The sequence below is a fragment of the Janthinobacterium longum genome (assembly GCF_051380735.1).
In the GTDB taxonomy this organism is placed as follows: domain Bacteria; phylum Pseudomonadota; class Gammaproteobacteria; order Burkholderiales; family Burkholderiaceae_D; genus Janthinobacterium.
Genome location: NZ_JBNYXQ010000004.1, coordinates 1 through 23,111, shown reverse-complemented (window position 1 = coordinate 23,111; position 23,111 = coordinate 1). Strand labels below are relative to the sequence as shown.

General features: G+C 61.0%; 20 protein-coding genes. 2 read left to right on the top strand and 18 right to left on the bottom strand.

The genetic code is table 11. The features are described 5' to 3' along the window. The 11 genes from ACQ4WM_RS12840 to ACQ4WM_RS12790 all read right to left on the bottom strand — a co-directional run bounded on the left by ACQ4WM_RS12840 (position 1) and on the right by ACQ4WM_RS12790 (position 13,121). Complete coding sequence (locus ACQ4WM_RS12840; protein WP_436547060.1) at positions 1–1,290, bottom strand: type II toxin-antitoxin system HipA family toxin; 1,290 nt, start codon at positions 1,288–1,290, stop codon at positions 1–3. Positions 1,291–1,416: 126 nt separating this feature from the next. Next, positions 1,417–2,895 (bottom strand): aldehyde dehydrogenase, encoded by a 1,479-nt coding sequence (locus ACQ4WM_RS12835; RefSeq protein ID WP_436547059.1) that lies wholly within the window; start codon positions 2,893–2,895, stop codon positions 1,417–1,419. A 30-nt stretch (positions 2,896–2,925) separates the two neighbouring features. Beyond that, entirely contained in the window at positions 2,926–3,777 is an 852-nt protein-coding gene (locus tag ACQ4WM_RS12830; protein WP_436547058.1) for an ABC transporter permease, read from the bottom strand. Then, a complete protein-coding gene (locus ACQ4WM_RS12825; RefSeq protein ID WP_436547057.1) occupies positions 3,774–4,715 on the bottom strand; it encodes an ABC transporter permease subunit in 942 nt (313 codons plus the stop codon). The genes ACQ4WM_RS12830 and ACQ4WM_RS12825 overlap by 4 nt, the downstream gene beginning before the upstream one ends. 7 nt (positions 4,716–4,722) lie before the next feature. Continuing rightward, positions 4,723–5,871 carry an ABC transporter ATP-binding protein gene (locus ACQ4WM_RS12820; protein WP_436547056.1) on the bottom strand — a complete coding sequence of 383 codons (1,149 nt, stop codon included), beginning with the start codon at positions 5,869–5,871 and terminating at the stop codon, positions 4,723–4,725. 229 nt (positions 5,872–6,100) lie between these two features. Continuing rightward, on the bottom strand, positions 6,101–7,561 hold the full coding sequence (locus ACQ4WM_RS12815; RefSeq protein WP_436547055.1) for an aspartate aminotransferase family protein: 1,461 nt from the start codon (positions 7,559–7,561) through the stop codon (positions 6,101–6,103). 13 nt (positions 7,562–7,574) lie between these two features. Beyond that, a complete protein-coding gene (locus ACQ4WM_RS12810) occupies positions 7,575–8,945 on the bottom strand; it encodes a glutamine synthetase family protein (protein WP_436547054.1) in 1,371 nt (456 codons plus the stop codon). A 51-nt stretch (positions 8,946–8,996) separates the two neighbouring features. Beyond that, on the bottom strand, positions 8,997–9,752 hold the full coding sequence (locus ACQ4WM_RS12805) for a gamma-glutamyl-gamma-aminobutyrate hydrolase family protein (protein WP_436547360.1): 756 nt from the start codon (positions 9,750–9,752) through the stop codon (positions 8,997–8,999). Positions 9,753–9,919: 167 nt separating this feature from the next. Beyond that, the gene (locus tag ACQ4WM_RS12800) at positions 9,920–10,567 is read right to left on the bottom strand and encodes a hypothetical protein (protein WP_436547053.1); all 648 of its coding nucleotides are present in this window, start codon (positions 10,565–10,567) and stop codon (positions 9,920–9,922) included. Beyond that, entirely contained in the window at positions 10,564–11,133 is a 570-nt protein-coding gene (locus tag ACQ4WM_RS12795) for a sigma-70 family RNA polymerase sigma factor (protein ID WP_436547052.1), read from the bottom strand. The genes ACQ4WM_RS12800 and ACQ4WM_RS12795 overlap by 4 nt, the downstream gene beginning before the upstream one ends. A 50-nt stretch (positions 11,134–11,183) precedes the next feature. Next, a complete protein-coding gene (locus ACQ4WM_RS12790; protein WP_436547051.1) occupies positions 11,184–13,121 on the bottom strand; it encodes a beta-propeller domain-containing protein in 1,938 nt (645 codons plus the stop codon). Between the two features lie 146 nt (positions 13,122–13,267). On the opposite strand from ACQ4WM_RS12790, the gene gabD reads away from it, so the two are divergent. Continuing rightward, positions 13,268–14,746 carry an NADP-dependent succinate-semialdehyde dehydrogenase gene (gene gabD, locus ACQ4WM_RS12785; protein ID WP_436547050.1) on the top strand — a complete coding sequence of 493 codons (1,479 nt, stop codon included), beginning with the start codon at positions 13,268–13,270 and terminating at the stop codon, positions 14,744–14,746. 108 nt (positions 14,747–14,854) lie between these two features. On the opposite strand, the gene ACQ4WM_RS12780 is transcribed toward gabD, so the two are convergent. Next, the gene (locus tag ACQ4WM_RS12780; RefSeq protein ID WP_436547049.1) at positions 14,855–15,478 is read right to left on the bottom strand and encodes a trimeric intracellular cation channel family protein; all 624 of its coding nucleotides are present in this window, start codon (positions 15,476–15,478) and stop codon (positions 14,855–14,857) included. Between the two features lie 123 nt (positions 15,479–15,601). On the opposite strand from ACQ4WM_RS12780, the gene ACQ4WM_RS12775 reads away from it, so the two are divergent. Then, complete coding sequence (locus tag ACQ4WM_RS12775; protein WP_436547048.1) at positions 15,602–16,489, top strand: HTH-type transcriptional regulator ArgP; 888 nt, start codon at positions 15,602–15,604, stop codon at positions 16,487–16,489. 63 nt (positions 16,490–16,552) lie between these two features. Here the strand turns inward: ACQ4WM_RS12775 and can are convergent, their stop codons facing one another. From can to ACQ4WM_RS12745, 6 genes are all read right to left on the bottom strand, one after another. Further along, complete coding sequence (can, locus tag ACQ4WM_RS12770; RefSeq protein ID WP_436547047.1) at positions 16,553–17,221, bottom strand: carbonate dehydratase; 669 nt, start codon at positions 17,219–17,221, stop codon at positions 16,553–16,555. Positions 17,222–17,280: 59 nt separating this feature from the next. Beyond that, positions 17,281–18,414, bottom strand: a complete 1,134-nt coding sequence (gene dnaJ / locus ACQ4WM_RS12765; RefSeq protein WP_436547046.1) for a molecular chaperone DnaJ — start codon at positions 18,412–18,414, stop codon at positions 17,281–17,283. 159 nt (positions 18,415–18,573) lie between these two features. Beyond that, entirely contained in the window at positions 18,574–20,520 is a 1,947-nt protein-coding gene (dnaK, locus tag ACQ4WM_RS12760; RefSeq protein ID WP_436547045.1) for a molecular chaperone DnaK, read from the bottom strand. Positions 20,521–20,611: 91 nt separating this feature from the next. Beyond that, on the bottom strand, positions 20,612–21,148 hold the full coding sequence (gene grpE, locus ACQ4WM_RS12755) for a nucleotide exchange factor GrpE (protein ID WP_436547359.1): 537 nt from the start codon (positions 21,146–21,148) through the stop codon (positions 20,612–20,614). A gap of 282 nt (positions 21,149–21,430) precedes the next feature. Beyond that, complete coding sequence (gene hemH / locus ACQ4WM_RS12750) at positions 21,431–22,540, bottom strand: ferrochelatase (RefSeq protein WP_436547044.1); 1,110 nt, start codon at positions 22,538–22,540, stop codon at positions 21,431–21,433. 127 nt (positions 22,541–22,667) lie between these two features. After that, positions 22,668–23,111, bottom strand: a 444-nt coding sequence (locus tag ACQ4WM_RS12745; protein ID WP_436547043.1) for a transposase, incomplete at its 5' end; no start/stop codon positions are given.

Genomic DNA, 23,111 nt, shown 5'->3' with positions numbered 1-23,111 from the left:
TCAGTGTGCTCCCAGCGCGTTCAGTTGCTCGATCTGCGTGGCGATATGCGGCCTGAGAAAGGCAACGATATCGTCATCCACGCCAGCACCTTGCATGTGCTGCTCCAGTTCGATCAGCCGCAATCCGAAGCGATGCAGTTCGGCCTTGACATGATGGCGCTCCGCATCAGCCATTTCCATCGTATCCAGAATGGCAAGCCAGGCATGCAGCTCCTTTTTACTGACCGGATGGTACCAGCGCGCTGCCCGCGCAATGCCCGCCGGATCGAGGTACATGGGCGCAAAGTCAAACAGAGGCGTCAGACGCACCTCGCTGCCCAGTTGCTGGACTGCGGTATTGCGTCCGTGATTATCGGTATTGCGCATGCAAAGATTCAAGATGTCACGCTTGAGAAATTCTATCGTTTCAGCCGTTTTGTCACTGACGACGGCGCGCACTGCATGCAGCAGATCGAACTGACTGGGCATGGCCTCAAAACCGACGATGCCGGCCAGCGACGCAGCACTTTCCTGGTGCAGGCGCAGCACTTTTCCACTCTCTACGATGCGGTCAAAGCGGGGGATGAACAGGGTATCATCCTGGTAACGCAGTTCGCCAGCCGTACGCACGCCCATGGCTTTGGCCACCCGCATATAAGCGGCCTCGTTGCGCAATACTTTGTCATCGCTGGCGGTCTTGCCACGCGCGCGCTTGACGATGAAGTGCGCCGATGCATGCTGGTCGGCCAAGGCCCCATCCGCATGCCACTGACCTTCATGATCGGTGGTCAGCAAATATTTCGGCGCCGCGCCCTGGACACCCAGAGTGCCTGCGGCCAGCATGCTGTGAACCATCATGCGTTCGTTGAATGCATCGCCACGACCAATGATTTCTTCGAATGAAAATCCATGCAGCGGTGTGCCGGTATCGTGGCGAGCAAGATGCTGTTCGTAGTACTTCACAGCTTCGGTAACACGCACCCGACCGATGGGATTGAACGCGCCGGCGCACATCAGCGCAAAATCGGCGGCCGGACCATCGGCCAGCTGGAGCTGTCCCAGCAGATAGGCGCGCCCGCTGCCCTGGGGGATCAGATCAAATATGAAGGCAGGCCATTGCGCCAGCTTTTGCATGTTTGCAGTGACCGGAAAGCGCAGCGACATGGGCTCCGCTGCTGGTTCGAAGGCATAATCGAGGTCGTATTCGAACAAAGTGGCAGTACGGGGATTGCCGCCGGCAGGCTCAAGGAGCGTAAGCAACCCACAATCTTTCCACATGCCCTCATGAAATATTTGAAAATGACATTCCATATTGCCCCCAATAGTCCCTATAACACCTAATTTAGCACATATTAGCCAAAGATTAGATCATATAAGAGCTACCAGGGTAAATTCCGGATGCAGGTGGCTGACAAGAGCAGGTTTGCCTTCACTCCTCTACCCCACCTGTATCCACGTCGTCTTCAACTCGGTGTACTTGTCCAGCGCATGCAGGGATTTGTCGCGCCCGTTGCCCGACTGCTTGTAGCCACCAAACGGCACGGTGATATCGTCGCCATCGTACTGGTTGACATGCACGGTGCCGGCGCGCAGCGCGCGCGCCGTCTGGATGGCCTTGCTGATATTGGACGTCCACACGGCTGCCTGCAAGCCATAGGGCGTGGCATTGGCCTGCTTGACGGCGTCCTCGATATCGGTAAAACCCAGCACCGACAATACCGGCCCGAAAATCTCTTCGCGTGCGATTGTCATGCCTGAATCGACGCCAGCGAACAGGGTCGGCTGCACATAATAGCCGCCGGTTTCCGTGCGCGCTGCCTCGCCGCCACCGAGCAGTTGCGCGCCTTCGCTCTTGCCCTTCGCGATATAGCCCATTACCGTCTGCATCTGCGTGGCGTCGACGATGGCGCCCATCACGGTGGACTCGTCGAGCGGGTCGCCAGGCTGGAACTGGGGCAGCATGGCCTTGGCTTTGGCAAGGAATTCGTCCCTGATCGACTCTTCGACGAACAGGCGCGATGGCGCATTGCAGCTTTCGCCCTGGTTGAAAAAGATCGAACCGATGGCGGTCGCCACCGCCTGGTCGAGGTCGGGGCAATCGGCGCAGACGATATTGGCGGACTTGCCGCCCAGCTCGGTCCAGGCGCGTTTCAGATTCGACTGGCCCGCCATCTGCACAATCAGTTTGCCGGTGCGGGTCGAGCCCGTAAAACCGATGCAATCGATATCCATATGCAGCGCCAGCGCGGCGCCGGCCTCATTGCCATAGCCGGGCAGTACATTCAATACGCCAGCAGGCAGGCCCGCTTCCAGGCCCAGTTCGGCCAGGCGCAAGGCGGTCAGCGGCGATTTTTCGGACGGTTTCAGGATCACGCTGTTGCCGGCCGCCAGCGCGGGGGCGATCTTCCAGGCCGCCATGATCATCGGGTAGTTCCACGGCACGATGGCCGCCACCACGCCGACCGGTTCGCGCGTGATCAGGGCCAGGCTGTTCGACGCGGTGGGGGCGATTTCATCGTAGATTTTATCGATCGCTTCGCCATACCAGCGCAGGCAATTGGCGGTGGCGCCCACGTCCACGCTCTGGCTGTATTTGATTGGTTTGCCCATGTCCAAGGTTTCGAGCAGCGCCAGCTCGGGAGCGTTCTGCTGCACCAGGTCGGCGAATCTGATCAAAACGCGCTTGCGCTGTGCAGGCGACTTGCCGGCCCAGCGGCGGTCTTCGAACGCCGCGCGCGCAGCGAGCACCGCCGCATCCACATCAAGACTGTCGCAGCGCGCCACCTGACCCAGCAAGCGGCCGTCAATCGGCGACAGATTGTCGAACTGCTGGCCGGAGACGGCCCAGACCCGCTCGCCGTTGATAAAAGCTCGTCCATCGATTGCCAGTTCCTGCGCGCGCGTATGCCAGTTCATGCTTGTCTCCCGAGGTGGTTTGGTAGCAGCTTACTCCAGGTCGGGCGCGTATGCAGCCGACATCTGGCGCCGGCGCCGGCGCTCGCTGCGCGCCAGCATCACGGCATAAATAATAACGGCGGTCGTCACCACCAGGATGGTCAGCGCGGCAATCGCGTTGACCCTGGGATCGAGCCCCAGCCGTGCACGGGAAAAGATCACCAGCGGCATGGTGGTGGAACCGGGACCAGACAAGAACGCCGACAGCACCACGTCGTCCAGCGACAGCGTAAAGGTCAGCAGCCAGGCGGACGCCAGTGCCTGCGTGATGTTCGGCAGGGTCACCAGGAAAAACACCTGGTGCGCGCGGCAGCCCAAGTCCATCGCCGCTTCACTGAGCGACTTGCTCATCTCCTGCAGCCGCGACTGCACCACCACGGTGGCATAGGCCATGCCCAGCAAGGTGTGGCCCAGCCAGATGGTTGCCAGGCCCCGTTCGGGAAAGCCGAACACCTTCTGCATGGACACCAGCATCAGCAGCAGTGACAGGCCGATGATCACCTCGGGCATCACCAGCGGCGCGCTGACCATGGCCGAAAACAGCGTGCGGCCACGGAAGCGCTGGTAGCTGCTCAGCGCAAAGGCAGCAAAGGTGCCGAGCACCACGGACGAGGTGGCCGACATGAAGGCTATTTTCAGCGACAGGCCGAAACCGGAAATGATCTCGGTATCGCTCATCAGCTCCTGGTACCAGCGCAGCGAAAAGCCGGTCCAGACCATGTCCTGGCGCGAGCTGTTGAACGAGAAAACGATCAGCACGATAATCGGCAGGTAAAGGAACAGATAGCCGAGCGACAGCCAGCCACGGCCAAACCAGCGCTGCAAAAGGGGGCGCCCGGTCATGCTTTTTCTCCCGCGTGTTGATCCGTCTTGTATTTGTTAAAAATCGCCATCGGCACCAGGATCAGCAGGATCACCAGCACCGTCACCGAAGAGGCCATGGCCCAGTCGTTATTGGTGAAATATTCGTCCCACAGCACACGGCCTATCATCAGCGTTTCCGGGCCACCGAGCAGTTCGGGAATCACGTATTCGCCCACCGACGGAATAAACACCAGCATGGCGCCGGCGATAATGCCCGACTTCGACAGCGGCACCGTGATGCGCCAGAACGCCTGGAAAGGCGTGGCGCCGAGGTCGGCCGCCGCTTCCAGGAAACGCAGGTCCATTTTGACCAGGTTGGCATACAGCGGCAGTATCATGAACGGCAAATAGGCGTACACCATGCCGACCACCAGCGAAAACGAGGTGTTCATCATCTGCACGGGTTCCGTCACCACACCCAGCGCGATCAACAGGTCGTTCAGCAGGCCATGATTGGCCAGGATGCCCTTCCACGCATACACGCGCAGCAGGAACGAGGTCCAGAACGGCAGCATCACCAGCATCATCAGGACGGGCCGCAGTGACGGCCTGGCGCGCGCCATGAAGTAGGCGAAAGGATAGCCGATCAACAAACAGATCGCGGTGGTGATCGCCGCGTACTTGATCGAGCTGAGGTAAGTGAGCACATACAGTTCGTCGGCGGCGATAAACAGGTAGTTGGCGACTTTCACCTTCAGCACCAGCAGCCCGTCGGCGTACGACAGCAGGCCGCCGAACGGGCTGCCGGCCGTGTCCATGTCGGACAGGCTGATGCGCAGCACGATCAGGAACGGCACCAGGAAAGCGGCCGTCAGGAACAGCGCCGGCACGGCGATGACGGCGCTGCGGCCGGCATGTCTGCCGATCAGCCAGCGCAAGGTGACCAGGCTGCGCAGCGATTGCAAAATAAGCTTCATGCGCACCTCAGCTGGTCAGCACGACGATATCGGCGCCATCCCACCAGACCCACACGCGCTGCTCGCGTTCAAGGCGTGTGGCTTCATGGCGGGCCGCGTTGGTGCGCGACACCTTGACGACCTTGCCGCTGTCGAGGCGCACATGGTAGCTGGTCTCGTTGCCAAAATACGCCATGGCGACAATCACGCCCTGGGCGCAGTTGTAGCCGTGTTCGGCCGCCGAGGCGCGCTCTTCCAGCGAGGGGGCGTCGAGTTGAATGCCGATCTTTTCGGGGCGCACGGCCACCGACACATCCATGCCCAGGTTACCCGTAATGCCATGCGCTACATAGTGGCGGCCCTCGGGCGTATCGACCACCACGTGATCGGGTTCGTCTTGCGTGATGCGGCCGTCGAACAGGTTCACGCTGCCGATAAAATCGGCCACGAAGCGGCAGTTCGGCGTTTCATAGATTTCACCGGGCGCGCCCACCTGCAAGATGCGCCCTTCGCTCATGACGGCGATGCGCGTGGCCATGCTCATCGCCTCGTCCTGGTCATGCGTGACCATCACGCAGGTCACGCCCACCTGCTCGATGATATTGACCAGTTCCATCTGCGTGCGTTCGCGCAGTTTCTTGTCGAGGGCACCGAGCGGCTCGTCAAGCAGCAGCAACTGCGGCCGCTTGGCCAGGCTGCGCGCCAGCGCCACGCGCTGCTGCTGGCCGCCGGACAATTGATGCGGCTTGCGTTTTGCATACTGCGTCAGCTGCACCAGCGCCAGCATCTGCTCGACCCTGGCCGCCACTTCGGCCTTCGGCAAGCCGTCGCGGCGCAAACCAAACGCGATATTGTCCCAGACCGACAGGTGCGGGAACAGCGCATACGACTGGAACATCATGTTGATCGGTCGCTGATACGGCGGCACGTCAACGATGCTGCTGCCGGCCAGCATGATGCGCCCCGACGTCGGCGTCTCAAAACCGGCCAGCATGCGCAGCAGGGTCGACTTGCCGCAGCCCGAACTGCCCAGCAGGGCAAAGATTTCGCCCTGATTGATGGTCACGGAAATATCATTGACAGCGCGCACGCCGTCGAAGTCCTTGACCAGCTGGTCTATCAGCAGGAAAGGCGCTCGGGCGTCACTGGCCGACGCGGCAGGAGTTGCTATCGTCATGGTTGGTAGTCTGGAATGGGGTGGACAATGAAAAACTGGCCGCTACAAAGAGCGGCCAGAATGGGAGTTTAGCGGAACTGCTGCTTATCGGGTCTAAAAATTGTACTGATGTCGATAAAACCCCACGGCAAAGACTGGGGTCAGTCGCTTCGCGATCGGAATACGTCCCACTGGGACGTATTCCCCCGGCGGGTCTGACCCCAGCAATCTACTGCTGTCCAGCGAACGCTCAAACCCAGCCCTTGGCCTGTACATCCGCATAAGTCTTGTCCAGGCACAGACGGATCAGATCCGTCATTTCGTCGATCTGCGCACGCGTCATCACCAGCGGCGGCGCGACGATCATGCGCTCGCCGACGGCGCGCATGATCACGCCGTTGTCGAACATATGGCCACGGCAGATCATGCCCACACCCTGGTCTTCGTCAAACAGCTCGTTCTCGTGCACGGTGGCGCCCTTCTTGCGCACCAGATTCAGGCCAGCCACCAGGCCGCAGCTGTCCGCATAGCCGACCAGCGGATGCTCACCGAGGGCGGCAAAGCGCTGCTTCAGATACGGCCCGGTGTCTTCGGCCACCTTGCTGACCAGTCCTTCTTCTTCGATGATGCGGATATTTTCCAGCGCCGCAGCGCACGCTACCGGGTGACCCGAGTAGGTATAGCCGTGCGTGAATTCGCCGCCCTTTTCGATCATGACCTTGGCCACGCGCTCGCCCACCATCACGCCGCCCAGCGGCACATAGCCCGACGTCACGCCCTTGGCAAACGTGATCAGGTCAGGTTTGATGCCGAACAGCTCGGAGCCGAACCAGCGGCCCAGGCGGCCAAAGCCGCAGATCACTTCATCGGCGATCAGCAGGATGCCGTACTTGTCGCAGATGCGCTGGATTTCGGGCCAGTAGGTCGACGGCGGAATGATCACGCCGCCGGCGCCCTGCACCGGTTCGCCGATGAAGGCAGCCACCTTGTCGGCGCCCACTTCGAGGATTTTTTCTTCCAGCCAGCCGGCCGCCTTCAGGCCGAATTCTTCCGGCGTCAGGCCGTGGCCCGCTTCCAGGTAGTTGGGCTGGCCGATATGCACAATGCCGGGAATCGGCAGGCCACCCTGGGCATGCATGCCGTCCATGCCACCGAGCGAGGCGCCGGCCACCGTGCTGCCGTGATAGGCATTATGGCGGCTGATGATGGTGTGGCGCTCCTTGTAGCCGAGCAGATCCCAGTAGCGGCGCACCATGCGCAAGTTCGTGTCGTTCGCTTCCGAACCGGAGCTGGTAAAGAACACATGCTGGAACTGCGGCGGAGATACTTGCGCCAGCTTGGCCGCCAGTTGCACCGCCGGCAGATTGGTGGTGCCAAAAAAACTGTTATAAAACGGCAGCGTTTCCATCTGCTGGTACACAGCTTGCGAGATCGACGTGCGGCCGTAGCCCACGTTGACGCACCACAGGCCCGACATGCCGTCGACGATTTTCTTGCCCTGGCTGTCCCACAGATAGACGCCGTCGCCGCGCACCATCACGCGCGCGCCCTTCGATGCCAGGTCCTGGAAATCGGTGAACGGATGCAGATAGTGGGCCGAGTCGGCTTTCTGGATGGCGGCCGTGTCATAGACCTGCGGCGTGGCGTTCTTCTGCGCCACCGAGGCGACGAAAGCGGCGCTTGGCGCCAGCGGATTGTTGTTTGTACTCATAGGTGATCCTTTCTTAAACGTGGAGCAGCAGATGTTCGCGTTCCCACGGGCTGATGACGGTCATGAATTCCTGGTGTTCCAGGTCCTTGATGGCCGCATACACATCGATGAAACGGTCGCCCAGCACCGTGCGCAGCTTGTCTTCGCCGCGCAGCAGTTGCAGCGCTTCCGGCAAGCCCTGCGGCAGCTCGAATTTCATGTCGTAGGCGCTGCCGACCATCATCGGCGTCGCTTCGAGCTGTTCCGTCATGCCCAGGTAGCCGCAGGCCAGCGTGACGGCCAGCGCCAGGTAGGGGTTGGCGTCGGCGCCGATAATGCGGTTTTCCACGCGGCGGTCCTGCACGCCCGACTCGGGCACGCGGAAACCGACAGTGCGGTTGTCCAACCCCCACTGGATATTGATCGGCGCGGCCGTATGGCGCACGATGCGGCGGTAGGAATTCACGTAGGGCGCGACGATCGCCATCGCCGACGGCATATAGCGCTGTAGCCCGGCGATATAGTGCTTGAAGATGGGCGCAGCCGAACCGTCTTCGTTGCTGAAGATATTCAGGCCGGTCTTTGCATCGACCACGCTCTGGTGCACATGCATGGCGGAACCCGGTTCGCCAGCCATCGGCTTGGCCATGAAGGTGGCGTACATATCATGCTTCAGGGCCGCTTCGCGCAAGGTGCGCTTGAAGAAGAACACCTTGTCGGCCAGGCCCAGCGGGTCGCCATGCAGGAAGTTGATTTCCATCTGGCCGGCGCCGATCTCGTGGATCAGTGTATCGACATCGAGGTTCATCATTTCGCAGTAGTCGTAGATATCCTCGAACAGCGGATCGAACTCATTGACGGCGTCAATGCTGTACACCTGGCGGCTGGTCTCGGCGCGGCCACTGCGCCCGATCGGCGGCTTCAACGGCAGGTCCGGGTCGGTATTTTTCGCCGTCAGGTAAAACTCGAGTTCCGGCGCCACCACCGGTTTCCAGCCCTTGTCGGCATACAGTTTCAATACGCGGCGCAGCACCGAGCGCGGCGCAAAATCAACCAGTGCGCCATCGGAAAAATAGCAGTCGTGGATCACCTGCGCGGTCGGGTCGGTGGCCCACGGCACCATGGTGATGGTGGTCGGGTCGGCCTTTAAAATCATGTCGCGGTCGGTGCTGGAAATGGCGCGGTCGTAGCCACCATCGTCGACCGGATAATTGCCCGTTACCGTCATGCCCAGCACGGCTTCCGGGATGCGCATGCCGCGCTCCTGGGTAAATTTTCCGCGCGGCAGAATCTTGCCGCGCGCGACACCCGTCAAGTCGGGCACCAGGCATTCGATTTCGGTAACCCGTTTCTCGTTGAGCCACAGGTCCATATCGGTATAAGTAAAGTTTTCGCGTATCGCCATATCATCCTCTCGATGGTTCAGATCAAACGCCGCCCATAGGACTGCGGCGCGTTATTTATTTTCCTGTTGATACTCGCGGCAGGCCTGGCCGAAGGCCCCGAAGATCCGCATCGAGTGCGGGTTCTGTTCCACCTGCCATTCCGGGTGCCACTGCACACCGAGCGCAAAGCCGGGCATGGCCGCCACCGTCCAGGCTTCGACCAGGCCATCGTCGGCCAGCGCTTCGACCAGCAGGCCGTCGGCCAGGCGGGCTATTCCCTGTCCATGCAGGGAATTGACCATGATCTCGCTTTCGCCACCCAATATTCTCGACAGCAGCGCGCCTGGCGTCAGCCGTACACGGTGCGCTGGCGCGTACTGGCGCTCCAGCGTGTCATTGATATTCTCGCGGTGATCGAGCATGCCGGGCACCGCATGCACGGCCTGGTGCAAGGAACCGCCCAACGCCACATTGACCTCCTGGAAGCCACGGCAGATCGCCAGCAACGGCAGCTGGCGCGCCAGCACGGCGTGGATCAGCGGCATGGTGGTAGCGTCGCGCGCCGGGTCCTGCGGCAGTTCGGGAAACTGGATCTCCTGGCCATACAGGCGCGCATCGACATTCGAGGCCGAACCGGTCAGCATCACGCCATCGGCAATCTGCAGTGCCGCTTCCAGGTCGCCTTGCTTGCCAAACGCGGGCAGCACCAGCGGCATGCAGCCGGACGCATGCAGTAGCGCGTGCAGGTATTTATCCTGCACCGTGTGATACGCGTGGCTGCCCAGCTGGCGGTGGCAGGCGGGAACAAGGACGATGGGACGGCGCATGGACTGGCTTTCGATGGCGTAGCGATCCTGATGGTAACTGCACAATACAGTACCTTTGCGCTTAGCTTACAGGATAGAGTTGCCAAACTGCCACACCAATGACGCCAATATTGGTGCACTGAAGCAGTCGGCGGGCCTCAGCGCGGCATGGGCATCACGGTGCGCAGTCAAGGTTCAAGGCGCTTCTGCAATTGCTGCTCTACCGGATAATCAGGATAGGCCTTGCGAAATTCGGCCCACTCCTGCCTGGCCGCCGGCGCCAGTCCGGCCTTGAGCAAGCCATCGATCTTGACCAGCCAGACGGACGCGTCGAGCTTCGGTGGCGCCGGCATCGGCGCTTGTTTCGACACTGCCGGCGCCGTCACCGCCGCACGCGGCAGCGCGGGCGCATGCATGGCTTCGGCCTGCACCGGCGGCGCGGGCTGTGGCGCCATATCGGCGGCCGGAGTAGCCGCAGGAGCGGCAGGAGCGGCAGCGCCTGTATCGTGCGGTTCGCCGACGACCGGGAATTGCGCCTTCTTGTGCCCGAAAAAATCGCCGCCCACCAGGTTAAAAGTGAGCAGCACGGCAGCGGCCAGGCCCAGTGGAATGCGCCAGCGCGTGAGGTAATCGGTGGGTTTTTTGGCCGGCAGCGTGCGCACGGCACCGTCAGCGCTGTCATTGGCCGCCACGGCTGCGGGGATCACCGCCACCGGTGTCGCCAGCGCGGCTTCGGCATCGGCCAGGATCGCCGCGTCAAGCTCGGCTGATGGCGAGGGCTGCGGCAGACTGGCCAGCAGCGCGCTCAGTTGTTCATCTTGATAATCGGTCGTCATGTTTGTCCTCCTGCGCCGCTGGCGCCGAGCTGCGCGCGCAATTTCTGCATCGCGTAGCGCAGCCGGCTTTTGACCGTTTCCGGCTCGGCCCCCGTCACCATGGCGATCTCATGGACGCTCATGGCGCAAAATTGCTGCAGCACCAGCGCTTCCTTCTGTTCCACCGGCAGCAGCGCTATGGCCGCATGCAACAGCGCGTGCTGCTGCTTCTGTTCGAACGTCTGCTGCGGTGTCGCCGCCTCGTGCGGCACGTCGGCCATGACCTCGATGTCGAGCGGCAGCGGTTCTTTCTGGCGCAGCATGTCGATCAGGCGGTTGCGCGCCAGCTGGTACAGCCAGGTGCGAAACGCCGCTTGTGGCTGGTAGCTGGCGCGCGCCGCATGCAGGCTGGCCCAGGCATCCTGCACGATCTCGTCGACCCAGGCGCGGCGCGGCGAACGCCAGGCCACGAAGCGGTACAGGCCCTGGCTGTGGCGCCGGTACAGTTCGCGAAACGACGGCAGATCGCCGCCGCCGTAGCGCAGCATCAGTTCTTCATCGGTGGTGCTCTGCAGGGTATCTGGCATGCGAACCAGTGTAGCCGAAGCAGGCGGCGGCATCAATCGCCGCGCGTGCATCATCGCGTTTTCTGCGGCGCATAGCTGATACGGCGTATTTCGCGAATTCTGCCGTCAGCCAGCGTGCCTTCCACCAGCTCATAGCCCAGCAAGGCAAATACCCGCCCCTGCAGGAACAGCGGACGCGCGTTGCCATACCAGTCGACGCACGAGGCGCGGCAGCCGTCATCGGGCTGCGCAGTATTGCTGGCCGACAGCGCACCGAGTTCCGTCAGCGCCAGGCTGCTGTTGCGCAGATAAAGCACGGAGGCCGGGCTGCTGCGCGCACTGGCGCTCTCGTCCCCGCCCAGTATCGGCAGGCCGATCACCCCTTCGCTGCCCGTGTTCGGCTTGTAGAAAAAGCCGTGGCTGCGCGTTTCGCCCTGGGCCGCATTGGCACGCACATAGCTGCCGGCGATGCTGGCCTGGCCTGCCAGGCGAATGCTGGTGAAATGCAGGTCCTGGCCCTTGCTGCCGACTGCCACTGCGTCATTGCCCAGCGCTTCGATGCGCTCGACGCCATGCGGCAGCACCAAAGCTTGCGGCGCCTGCTTGCCGGCCCAGCGCAGTGCCTGCAAGGGCTGCAAAGGCCAGTTCGGATCGACCTGGCGCTGGCCCGGATTGCCAGGGTAGCCGTATAGCAGGTAAGGCCCCACATAGCGGTTCTGCAAGCCATGCTCGCCGCTGCCCGGCAAGGCCCGGTAGCTGGCCGCCGGCGCGCTGTCGCGGCCATCGGAAAAGCTGTTCAAGGGCACGCGCAGCAATGCCAGATCACCACGCCCTTTGTCGGAATCCCACATGGCGTCGCCACGCCCTTGTGAACGCAGCAGGACGTTCAGGTAGCCGTCGGCGCTTTCCAGGAACGAGAACTGGTCGACCGGCGCGCCGGCCGTCTTCAGCGCGCTGGGCGCCGTGCCGTCGAGCGGCAAACGGAACACGCTCGAACCACCGCCACGGCGCGTGGTCCACACATACACAGACTCGCCCGACACGTAGAACACGCGGCCAGGCGGGCCCATTACGGCACTCGCCTCGCAGCGCAGCTCGCGGCTGGCCAGGTCGCAGCTGGTGACGGTATGCAGGGTGATGCCGGCGCCAGGCTCCGGCTCTTCATCGGTGCGGAAAATGCGCGTGGCTGGCGCGATGCGCTGGAAGTCTTGTGGCACGGCGTCGCTGCGCCAGCGGCGCAGTGCGGGAAAGCCGCCAAACGGGTCGCTGCGGCGTGGATTGAGCGACAGCGGCGAGTAAAACACCAGTTTCGTGCCCACCAGGCGGCTGGCGTAATTGCGCGCCGAATAATAGTCGTTCGAGCGCAGGTGATAAGTGGCGCGGTAGGCCAGGCGGCCGGCAGCATCGATATCGAATAGGCCCACTTCGGTACCGCCACGGCTGTAGCTGTAGCCGATCACCACCACGGTGTCGCCTGAAACAAGCATCTCGTCATACCAGCTGTCGGACGGATCGCTGCCCGGCGCAAACGCGTCGAGCGAGGCCAGCGGCCGCAAGGCCTGCTGGCCAACGTTGACCGTAAACAGCTTGCCGCGCCTTAGCATCACCAGGTGCTTGCCATGCACCTTGACGATGCCGCCTTCATCGACGCCGGCCGTCTGCGTGTTGGTCACAGATTCCGCGACCGAGTCAGCAACCGCGACCGACGCTTCGGCCGACACTTGGGCCGACTTGGACGCCGATGATGCCATCGGCGCCGGCATCGGCATGGCCTTCATCTGCAGCTCGGCACGCCGTTGCAGGGCCAGTTGCTGCGCGGCCAGCTTGCCGAGATAGGCGCTCAGAGCCTGTTCACTGGCAAATGGTTTCAGGGTCTTGCGCGGCGCCGTGTCAGGGGCAGCGGCAGCGGCAGCATGGGCGGCGCACGACAGCAGCAGCGACAGCAGCAAGGTCGTTTTCAGGGCGGTGGGCATGGCGGTTTCTCCGGTGGTCACGAGGGTGTTGATCATGAAACGTGGCGCAGGATAAAACGGGGTTAAAGCCATGAAAAATATTTCCGGCGTGGGACAGCTCACATGTGGCGCAAATGCGTCCCAATCGTGCGCCGTCAAAAAAGGCTACCATGAAAGCTGTTTACCACTTGCGAAAGAGCGCCATGCCAAATACCACGCTGACCAACACGCTGACATTGAACGATCCCGCGCTGCTGCGCCAGCAATGCTATATCAACGGCCAATGGCGCGATGCCGAGAGTGGCAAGACGACCGATGTCAGCAACCCGGCCACCGGCGAGGTGATCGGCAATGTGCCGACCATGGGCACGCAGGAAACGGCGCAGGCCATCACTGCCGCAAATGAGGCCTGGCCCGCCTGGCGCAAGAAAAGCGCGGCCGAACGTGCCGGCTATCTGCGCCGCTGGTTCGACCTGATGCTGGAACACGCCGACGACCTGGCGCTGCTGATGACGGCGGAACAGGGCAAGCCTTTGGCCGAATCGAAAGGCGAAGTAAAATATGCGGCCTCCTTCATCGAATGGTTTGCCGAGGAAGGCAAGCGCGTCTCGGGGGAGGCTTTGGCCTCGCCGTGGCCGGACCGCCGCATCGTGGTAACGAAAGAGCCGATCGGCGTGTGCGCCGCCATCACGCCGTGGAATTTTCCGGCCGCGATGATCACGCGCAAGGTGGGCCCGGCGCTGGCGGCCGGCTGCCCGATTATCGTGAAACCGGCTGGCCTGACGCCGTTCTCGGCGCTGGCGCTGGCCGTGCTGGCCGAGCGGGCCGGCATCCCGCCGGGCGTGTTCAATGTGATTACCGGCTCGTCGCAGGAAATCGGCGACGAGCTGACGGCCAACCCGCTGGTGCGCAAACTCAGTTTCACCGGCTCGACCGAAGTGGGCCGCAAGCTGATGGCGCAGTGCGCGCCGACCATCAAGAAACTGTCGCTGGAACTGGGCGGCAACGCACCGTTCATCGTGTTCGACGATGCCGACCTGGACGCAGCCGTCGAAGGCGCGATCGCCTCGAAATACCGCAATGCAGGCCAGACCTGCGTGTGCGCCAACCGCCTGTATGTGCAGGATGGCGTGTATGACGCGTTTGCCGAAAAACTGGTGGCGGCGGTGGCCAGGCTGAAAGTTGGCAATGGCGTCGACGAGGGTGTCACGCAAGGGCCGCTGATCGAGGAAAAAGCCGTGAAAAAAATCGAGCAGCATGTGGCCGACGCACTGGCCAAGGGCGGCCGCCTGCTGGCGGGCGGCAAGCGCCACGAGCTGGGCCACAGCTTCTTCCAGCCGACCGTGATCGCCGATGTCACCAGCGATATGCTGGTGGCGAAAGAGGAAACCTTCGGCCCGCTGGCGCCGCTGTTCCGCTTCCACACCGACGATGAGGTCGTGGCGTTGGCCAACGACACCGAATTTGGCCTGGCCGCGTATTTTTATTCGCGCGACATCGGCCGCATCTGGAAAGTGGCGGAAGGGCTGGAGTCGGGCATGGTGGGCGTGAATACGGGCCTGATCTCGACCGAAGTGGCGCCCTTCGGCGGCGTCAAGCAGTCAGGCCTGGGCCGCGAAGGCTCGTCGTACGGCATCGATGATTACCTGGTGATCAAGTATATATGCATGGGCGGGATCTGATCGAGTCATCGACGTTATATCCAGACCCAGCGGAAATCTGGAGTCAGACCCCCTCGGCCGTTCGCTCAAGCCTCTGAGTTTGCGGCATTGAGGGTCTGACCCCTGCACTTACTCAAATCCCCGTATGCGCTCGCCATTGAAGTTTGGCAGCCGCCACGAAAAACGCAGCGCCAGGAAGCGGAACAGCAGTCCGGCAGCAATCGACGCCAGCTGTGCCACCGCGCTGTCAACCCTGAAGTGCAGCAGCGCCACGTACAGCGCCCCCGTGAATACCGCCACGGTGGCATACACTTCGCGCTGCAGCACCAGCGGAATCTGGTTGCACAGAATATCGCGCAGCAGGCCGCCAAACACGCCGGTAATCATGCCGGCCAACACCACGATGGCCGGGTGCATGCCGGCCGACATGGCGATATCGCAGCCGATCACGCAAAACGCCACCAGGCCCAGTCCGTCAACGATCAAAAATACCGAGCGCAAGTGGTGCAGATAGCGCGCCACGAAGGCCGTCACGACGGCCGCGCCGCCGGTGAACAGCAGGTATTCGGGATGGGCGATCCAGCCCAGCGGATAGTGCCCCAGCAGCACGTCGCGGATGGTGCCGCCACCGAGCGCCGTGACGGTGCCTATCATCACGATGCCGAACAGATCCATGCCGCGGCGCATGCCCATAATGGCGCCGGACATGGCTTCGGCGGTAATCGCCACCAGGTAGATCGTATAGAGCAGCATGTTTTATTCTTCCAAATCACGGCAATGGTGCAAAAACGCCATTGTGCGCCGCAACACGCCATTCCTTATCAAAAGTAAGTATTATTTGGGAATGATAAATTTTCCTAATGATGGGTGCCGCTGATGGAACTCAATCCCAAGCATACTGAAGCGTTTCGCGCCGTCATCGAGACCGGCAGTTTCGAGCAGGCGGCGCTGAAGCTGCACCTGACTTCGCCTGCCATCTCGCAGCGCGTGCGCGCGCTGGAAAGCCAGCTCGGCAATGCCCTGATCGTGCGCAGCCGCCCTGCCCGCGCCACGCGCACGGGCCAGCGCCTGATGCAGTACCTGAAGCGTGCCCGGCTGCTTGAAGCGGACCTGGAGGCGGAACTGGCGGTACAGCAGGACGCGCCGTTGAGCCTGGTGCTGGCGCTGAACGCCGACTCGATGGGCACCTGGTTTTTCCCGGCCCTGGCCGACATCCTGAGCCGCGAACGGGTGCTGCTGGACCTGGCGGTGGAAGACCAGGACCACACTTACACTTTGCTGGAAACGGGGATGGCGATCGGCTGCATCAGCACCGAGCCCAAGCCGATGCGCGGCTGCAGCGCCGAACCGCTGGGCGTGATGCGCTACTGGCTGGTGGCCACGCCGGCATTTCGCCAGCAATGGTTTGCCGATGGCCTGACGCGCGCGGCTGCGCGCAAGGCGCCGGTGGTGGCCTATACGCGCAAGGACACCCTGCAATCGACCTATCTGCAGCAGGCGCTGGGCCTGCCCGAAGGCGCCTACCCCTGCCATTACGTGCCCGGCGCCACCTCGCACTTCAACGCCATCCGCTACGGCCTCGGCTACGGCATGGTGCCGGAACTGCTGCTGCAAGCCAATCCCGACGGCCAGCTGGTGGAGCGGCTGACGCCGAAGCAGCCGGCCGACGTGGCCCTGTACTGGCACACCTGGAAGGTGCAGTCGCCGCGCATGGAGCAGTTGTCGCGCCAGATCGTGGCAGCGGCGCGCACGGTATTGAAATAAAAAGTGGGGGAAAAGCGGGCAGTGAACGGCGGTTCTGCGCCATGGAGAACCGCTTCGGAATGACTATGCTTCTTCGTAGCAGGCCAGGCGTGCCGCCATGCGCGGTGCCAGTTCGTGGCCGGCCGTGATGGTCACGTTGAGGTCGTTGATCACGCCGTCTTTCAAGCCATATACCCAGCCGTGTACGCTCAGTTGCTGGCCGCGCTCCCAGGCATCCTGCACGACGGTGGTCTGGCACACGTTGAGCACCTGCTCCACCACGTTCAGCTCGCACAGGCGGTCGCTGCGCTGGCGGCTGGTCAGCACGTCGCCCAGGTAGCGCTCGTGCTTCTGGCTCACATCCTGCACATGGCGCAGCCAGTTGTCGACCAGGCCGATGCGCGTGCCGGTCATGGCCGCATGCACGCCCTTGCAGCCATAGTGGCCGACGATAATGATGTGCTTGACCTTCAGCACATCGACGGCAAACTGCAGAACCGACAGGCAGTTGAGGTCGGAATGCACCACCACGTTGGCGATATTGCGGTGCACGAACACATCGCCTGGTGGCATGCCCAGCAGTTCATTGGCCGGCACGCGGCTGTCGGAACAACCGATCCACAGGTATTCGGGCGACGTCTGCGACTCCAGATTCTTGAAGTAATCCGGATTCTTTTCCACCATCGAACTGGCCCAATTCTTGTTGCGATTGAGCAGGTCCGTCAGGGCCGGGCCGTTTTTTACTTCTGCCATATTCTTCCTTAAAAAAAACGCCGGGATGTGGTTGGCATCCCGGCGATATTGACTAATGCTTATTCAAAAAAATCCTTGACCTTGTCTTTCCAGGTCTTGCTTTGCGGGCTGTGCTTGGCACCGCCCTCGGTGGTGGATTTTTCAAAATCGCGCAGCAGGTCTTTTTGCTTTTCCGTCAGCTTGACCGGCGTTTCGATCGCCACGTGGCAGAACAGGTCGCCCGCATAGCCGGAGCGCACGCCCTTGATGCCCTTGCCTTTCAGGCGGAACGTCTTGCCCGATTGGGTACCTTCAGGAATCGTGAACGAGACCTTGCCGTTCAGGGTCGGCACTTCAATTTCGCCACCCAAGGCTGCCTTGGTAAACGAGATCGGCATTTCGCAATGCAGGTCGTCGCCTTCGCGCTGGAATACGGCGTGCGGCTTGATATGGATTTCCACATACAGGTCGCCCGCCGGACCACCATTCGTGCCCGGTTCGCCGTTGCCGGACGAGCGGATACGCATGCCGTTGTCGATGCCGACAGGAATCTTGACTTCCAGCGTCTTGTTGCGCTTGATGCGACCGGCGCCAGCACAAGTGGTGCATGGCTCGGGGATGACCTTGCCGCTGCCATGGCATTTCGGGCAGGTCTGCTGGATGCTGAAGAAACCCTGCTGCATGCGTACCTGGCCGTGGCCCGCGCAGGTGGCGCAAGTGACGGGCTGGGTGCCAGGCTTGGCGCCACTGCCATGGCAGGTTTCGCACTTGTCCCAGCTCGGCACGCGAATGGTCGTGTCGAAGCCGTGCGCAGCTTGCTCAAGTGTAATTTCCAGGTTGTAGCGCAAATCGGCGCCACGGTACACTTGCGGGCCCGCATTGCGGCTGCGTCCGCCGCCACCGCCAAAGATGTCGCCGAAGATATCGCCGAAGCTGTCGGCAAAGCCGCCAGCACCGCCGCCAAAGCCGCCACCGCCGCCCATGTTCGGGTCCACGCCGGCGTGACCATAGCGGTCGTACGCTTCGCGCTTTTCCGGATTGGTCAGCATTTCGTAGGCTTCTTTGACTTCCTTAAACTTTTCTTCCGACTCTTTACTATCCGGATTGCGGTCCGGATGGTATTTCATCGCCAGTTTACGGTAAGACTTTTTAATCTCTTCTTCCGAAGCATTTTTTGCGACACCGAGTGTCTCGTAAAAATCACGCTTTGCCATGTTGTCGGCACCTTGCAGTCTGTCTACTGATGTAAAAATTACACGAAAAAGCCGAGTCGAGTGCCGCGCTGTGCGGCGACTCGGCTCGGCCGGTCTTCGTGGCTAATGCCGCGATGTAGCGTTCAGCCCGGCTGCCCCCAATAACAGGAGCGCAAGAGATTACTTGCTGTCTTTGACTTCCTTGAAGTCGGCGTCAACCACGTCATCTTGCTTCGCGCCGGCATCGGATGCGCCACCAGGAGCTTGCTGTGCACCGTCTGCACCGCCGGCAGCTTGCTGCGCTTGCATGTCGGCGTCCATTTTTTCGCCCAGTTTCTGCGATGCGGTCGACAGTGCGGCTAACTTGGCGTCGATCTCTGCCTTGTCGCCGGCCTTGATGCTCGCTTCCAGGTCGGTGATGGCGGCTTCAATCTTTTCTTTCTCGCCCGCTTCCAGCTTGTCGCCATATTCGGTCAGCGATTTACGGGTCGAGTGTACCAGAGCATCAGCCTGGTTACGCGACTCGGCCAACTCTTTCACCTTCTTGTCTTCTTCTGCGTTCAACTCGGCGTCTTTCACCATTTTCTGGATTTCAGCCTCGGTCAAACCGGAGTTCGCCTTGATGGTGATCTTGTTTTCCTTGCCGGTCGCCTTGTCTTTCGCGCCGACGTGCAAAATACCGTTGGCGTCGATGTCGAAGGTCACTTCGATCTGTGGCGTGCCGCGTGCTGCTGGCGGGATGCCTTCCAGATTGAATTCGCCCAGGCCCTTGTTGCCGGCAGCGATTTCACGCTCACCCTGGTAGACCTTGATGGTCACGGCAGGCTGGTTGTCATCGGCAGTCGAGAACACTTGCGAGAACTTGGTCGGAATCGTGGTGTTTTTGTGAATCATCTTGGTCATCACGCCACCCAGAGTTTCGATACCCAGGGACAATGGCGTCACGTCCAGCAACAGCAAGTCCTTGCGTTCGCCAGACAGCACCGAACCCTGGATCGCGGCACCAACTGCAACGGCTTCGTCCGGGTTCACGTCCTTGCGTGGATCCTTGCCGAAGAATTCCTTCACTTTTTCCTGCACCTTCGGCATGCGGGTCATACCGCCCACCAAGATGATGTCATCGATGTCCGACACTTTGACGCCGGCATCCTTGATGGCCATGCGGCAAGGTTCGATGGTGGCGGCGATCAGCTCTTCCACCAGCGACTCGAGCTTGGCGCGCGTCATTTTCAGGTTCAGGTGGACCGGTGCGCCATTGGCCATGGCGATATACGGCTCGTTGATTTCCGTTTGTTGCGACGACGACAGTTCGATCTTCGCGCGCTCGGCCGAAGCCTTGATGCGCTGCAGAGCGATCGGATCTTTTTTCAGATCGATGCCGTTGATCTTCTTGAACTCGTCGATGATGTAATCGATGACGCGCTGGTCGAAATCTTCGCCGCCCAGGAACGTGTCGCCATTGGTGGCCAGCACTTCGAATTGTTTTTCGCCATCAACGTCGGCGATTTCGATGATCGAGACGTCGAACGTGCCGCCGCCCAAGTCATACACGGCGATCTTGCGGTCGCCCTTTTCGTTCTTGTCCAGGCCAAACGCCAGTGCTGCAGCGGTCGGCTCGTTGATGATGCGCTTGACGTCCAGGCCAGCGATACGGCCAGCGTCTTTGGTTGCCTGGCGCTGCGAGTCGTTGAAGTAAGCCGGTACCGTGATGACGGCTTCGGTCACTTCTTCGCCGAGGTAGTCCTCAGCGGTTTTTTTCATTTTACGCAGTACTTCGGCCGAAATTTGCTGTGGCGCCAGTTTTTTGTCGCGCACGCCGATCCACGCATCGCCGTTGTCGGCTTTGGTGATCTGATAAGGCATCAAGCCGATGTCTTTTTGTACTTCTTTCTCGTCGAACTTGCGACCGATCAGACGCTTGACTGCAAACAGCGTGTTTTTCGGATTGGTCACGGCCTGGCGTTTTGCCGGCGCACCGACGAGAATCTCGCCATCTTCCTGGTAAGCGATAATCGACGGCGTCGTGCGTGCGCCTTCGGCGTTTTCGATTACCTTTGGTTGACCATTTTCCATGACGGAAACGCAGGAATTCGTGGTTCCCAGATCGATACCGATAATTCTACCCATGATTTATTTCCTTTTATTCGCTAGATTTCAGATGGTTCTTATATGTGGCAAAGCGGCATGATTTCAAGGCTTGCTTGATGCCGCACTCTGATTATTTTGCTTGCGCGGTGGTCACGATGGCCGGACGCAACAGGCGGTCGGCAATCATATAACCTTTTTGCAACACCGACACGACCGTATTGGCTTCCTGCTCGGCTGGCACCACGGCCACGGCCTGGTGCTTCATCGGGTCGAGCTTGTCGCCTTGTTCCGGCAGGATTTCGACCAGGCGGTTGCGCTCGAACGCAGAGCTCAACTGTTTCAAGGTCATTTCCACGCCTTCTTTCAGCGATTCTATCGTCGGCGCTTCCACTGCCAGTGCCATTTCCAGGCTGTCTTTGACAGGCACCAGAGCTTCGGCAAAGCTCTCGACCGCAAATTTATGTGCTTTGGCAACATCTTCCTGGGCACGGCGGCGGATATTTTCACCGTCGGCTTTGGCGCGCATGAAGGCATCGTGCATCTCTGCAAGACGCGCTTCGGTACTGGCCAGCTGCTCTTCCAAAGTAGGCTCTGCGGGAGTCGATGGTGCAGCCGCCGCAGCGTCCGCTGGCTGATTAGGTACAGCTTGGTTTTCCTGATCTTGCATCTGAAAAGCTCCTACAATCAATGACTTAATATTAGTTAGGCTACATCGCGCTATCACACTGAACCGCATATTGGGCTATATCCCTGTGTTTCAAGGGGTATTGGCAACATCACCAGAAATGCCTTCAACGTGAGCGAAAGAGGCAAGTCCGAGGCCCGGCATTCTAGCAGTGCGACCGCCGGGCCGGCCATGCCGATGTTGCTATTTGGCAAATTCAATGGCGGCAGACAGAACAAAGCCGCGCAAGCGCGGCTCTGGTTTGCTGCAGAAAATGGCGGGCAATCAGTTGGCCGCGCCCAGCGCCAGCGCTGCCGCGCGCGCCTGTTGCCCCGCCTGCTGCTCGGCCGCACGCTGGGCAGGCGTACGACTGGTAGGCCAACCGGCCATGTGTTGCTCGGCAATTTCTGCCATGCCCGTGATCCAGGCCGGAGTTTCATTCAAGCAGGGAATATAGTGAAATACCTGGCCGCCGGCCGTTTCGAAATCATGTTTCGCTTCCATGGCGATCTCTTCCAGGGTTTCCAGGCAGTCGCTGGTAAAGCCGGGGCACAGCAGGTCAACCCGCTTGACGCCCTGCTGCGCCAGCGCGATCAGGGTCGGCGCCGTGTACGGCTGCAGCCACTCGGCCTTGCCGAAGCGCGACTGGAAGGTGACGATATATTGGTCTTTGGTCAGTGATAACTGTTCGGCCAGCAGGCGCGCTGTTTTCAGGCACTGGCAATGATACGGGTCACCCAGCATCAGGGTGCGCTTGGGCACGCCGTGAAAGCTCATCACCAGCTTCTCCGGACGGCCATGGCTTGCCCAGTGCGCCAGCACCGAGTCGCGCAAGGCGGTGATATACGTGTCGTGTTCATGGTACTGCTTGATCATGCGCAGTTCCGGCACATTGCGCACCGACGCGTAATGACTGAACACGGCGTCATAGATGGAACCGGTGGTGGTGGCCGAATACTGCGGATAGGCGGGCAGGATCGCAATGCGCTCGCAGCCTTCGCTTTTCAGCTGTGCCAGCACTTCGGGCAAGGACGGCGAACCGTAGCGCATGGCCATGGCCACCGTCAGGCCATCGTGGCCGCGTTCGGCCAGCGCTGCGGCCAGCAAGGTCGCCTGTTGCTGGGTATGGACTTTCAGAGGCGAGCCCTGCTTGGTCCAGATCGACGCGTATTTCTTGGCCGACTGGCCGGAGCGAAACGGCAAAATAATCAGGTTCAGGATAAACCACCACACCAGGCGCGGAATTTCCACCACGCGCGGATCGGACAGGAATTGTTTCAGATAGCGCCGTACGGCCGAAGCGGTCGGTGCGTCGGGCGTGCCGAGGTTGACCAGCACCACGGCGCTGCGCGCGACGGTACCGTGGGTGTAAGGTGGTTCGGGTTGGAATGGCATGGGCTCTTTGAAGGCGTTGGATGATAGCCAGTTATTATAGTGGCATTGGGGGTACGCTCAGCAACAACGCAGCCGGAGTCAGGGGTCAGCCGGAGTCAGGGGTCAGCAACTGTCTTGATCATTTAATTTAGTTGCTGACCCATTGCGTGTTGTTTCGGACCATGGAGTTGAGGATCACAAGCAACTTACGCATGCAGGCCACCAACGCCACCTTCTTTATTTTTCCGGCCTCAAGCAGCTTTTGATAGAACTGCTTGATGACAGGGTTATGCCGCGTCGCTACCAGCGTGGCCATATACAGCACCGCTCGTACAGGGGCCCGGCCGCCCCAAATCGAGCGTTTTCCGCGCAGCGTACCGCTGTCGCGGTTGAAGGGACATACGCCAACGAGTGCACAAATGGCGCGCCGGTCCAAACTCCCCAGTTCGGGCAATTCAGCGAGCAAGGTCATGGTGGCGACGTGTCCTATACCTGGCACCGACGCCAGGATGTCCGCCTTGGCCTTCCAGATAGGGCTGGCTTTAACCGCTTTGCCCAAATCCATGTCAGCACTCTTGATACGCTGTTTTAG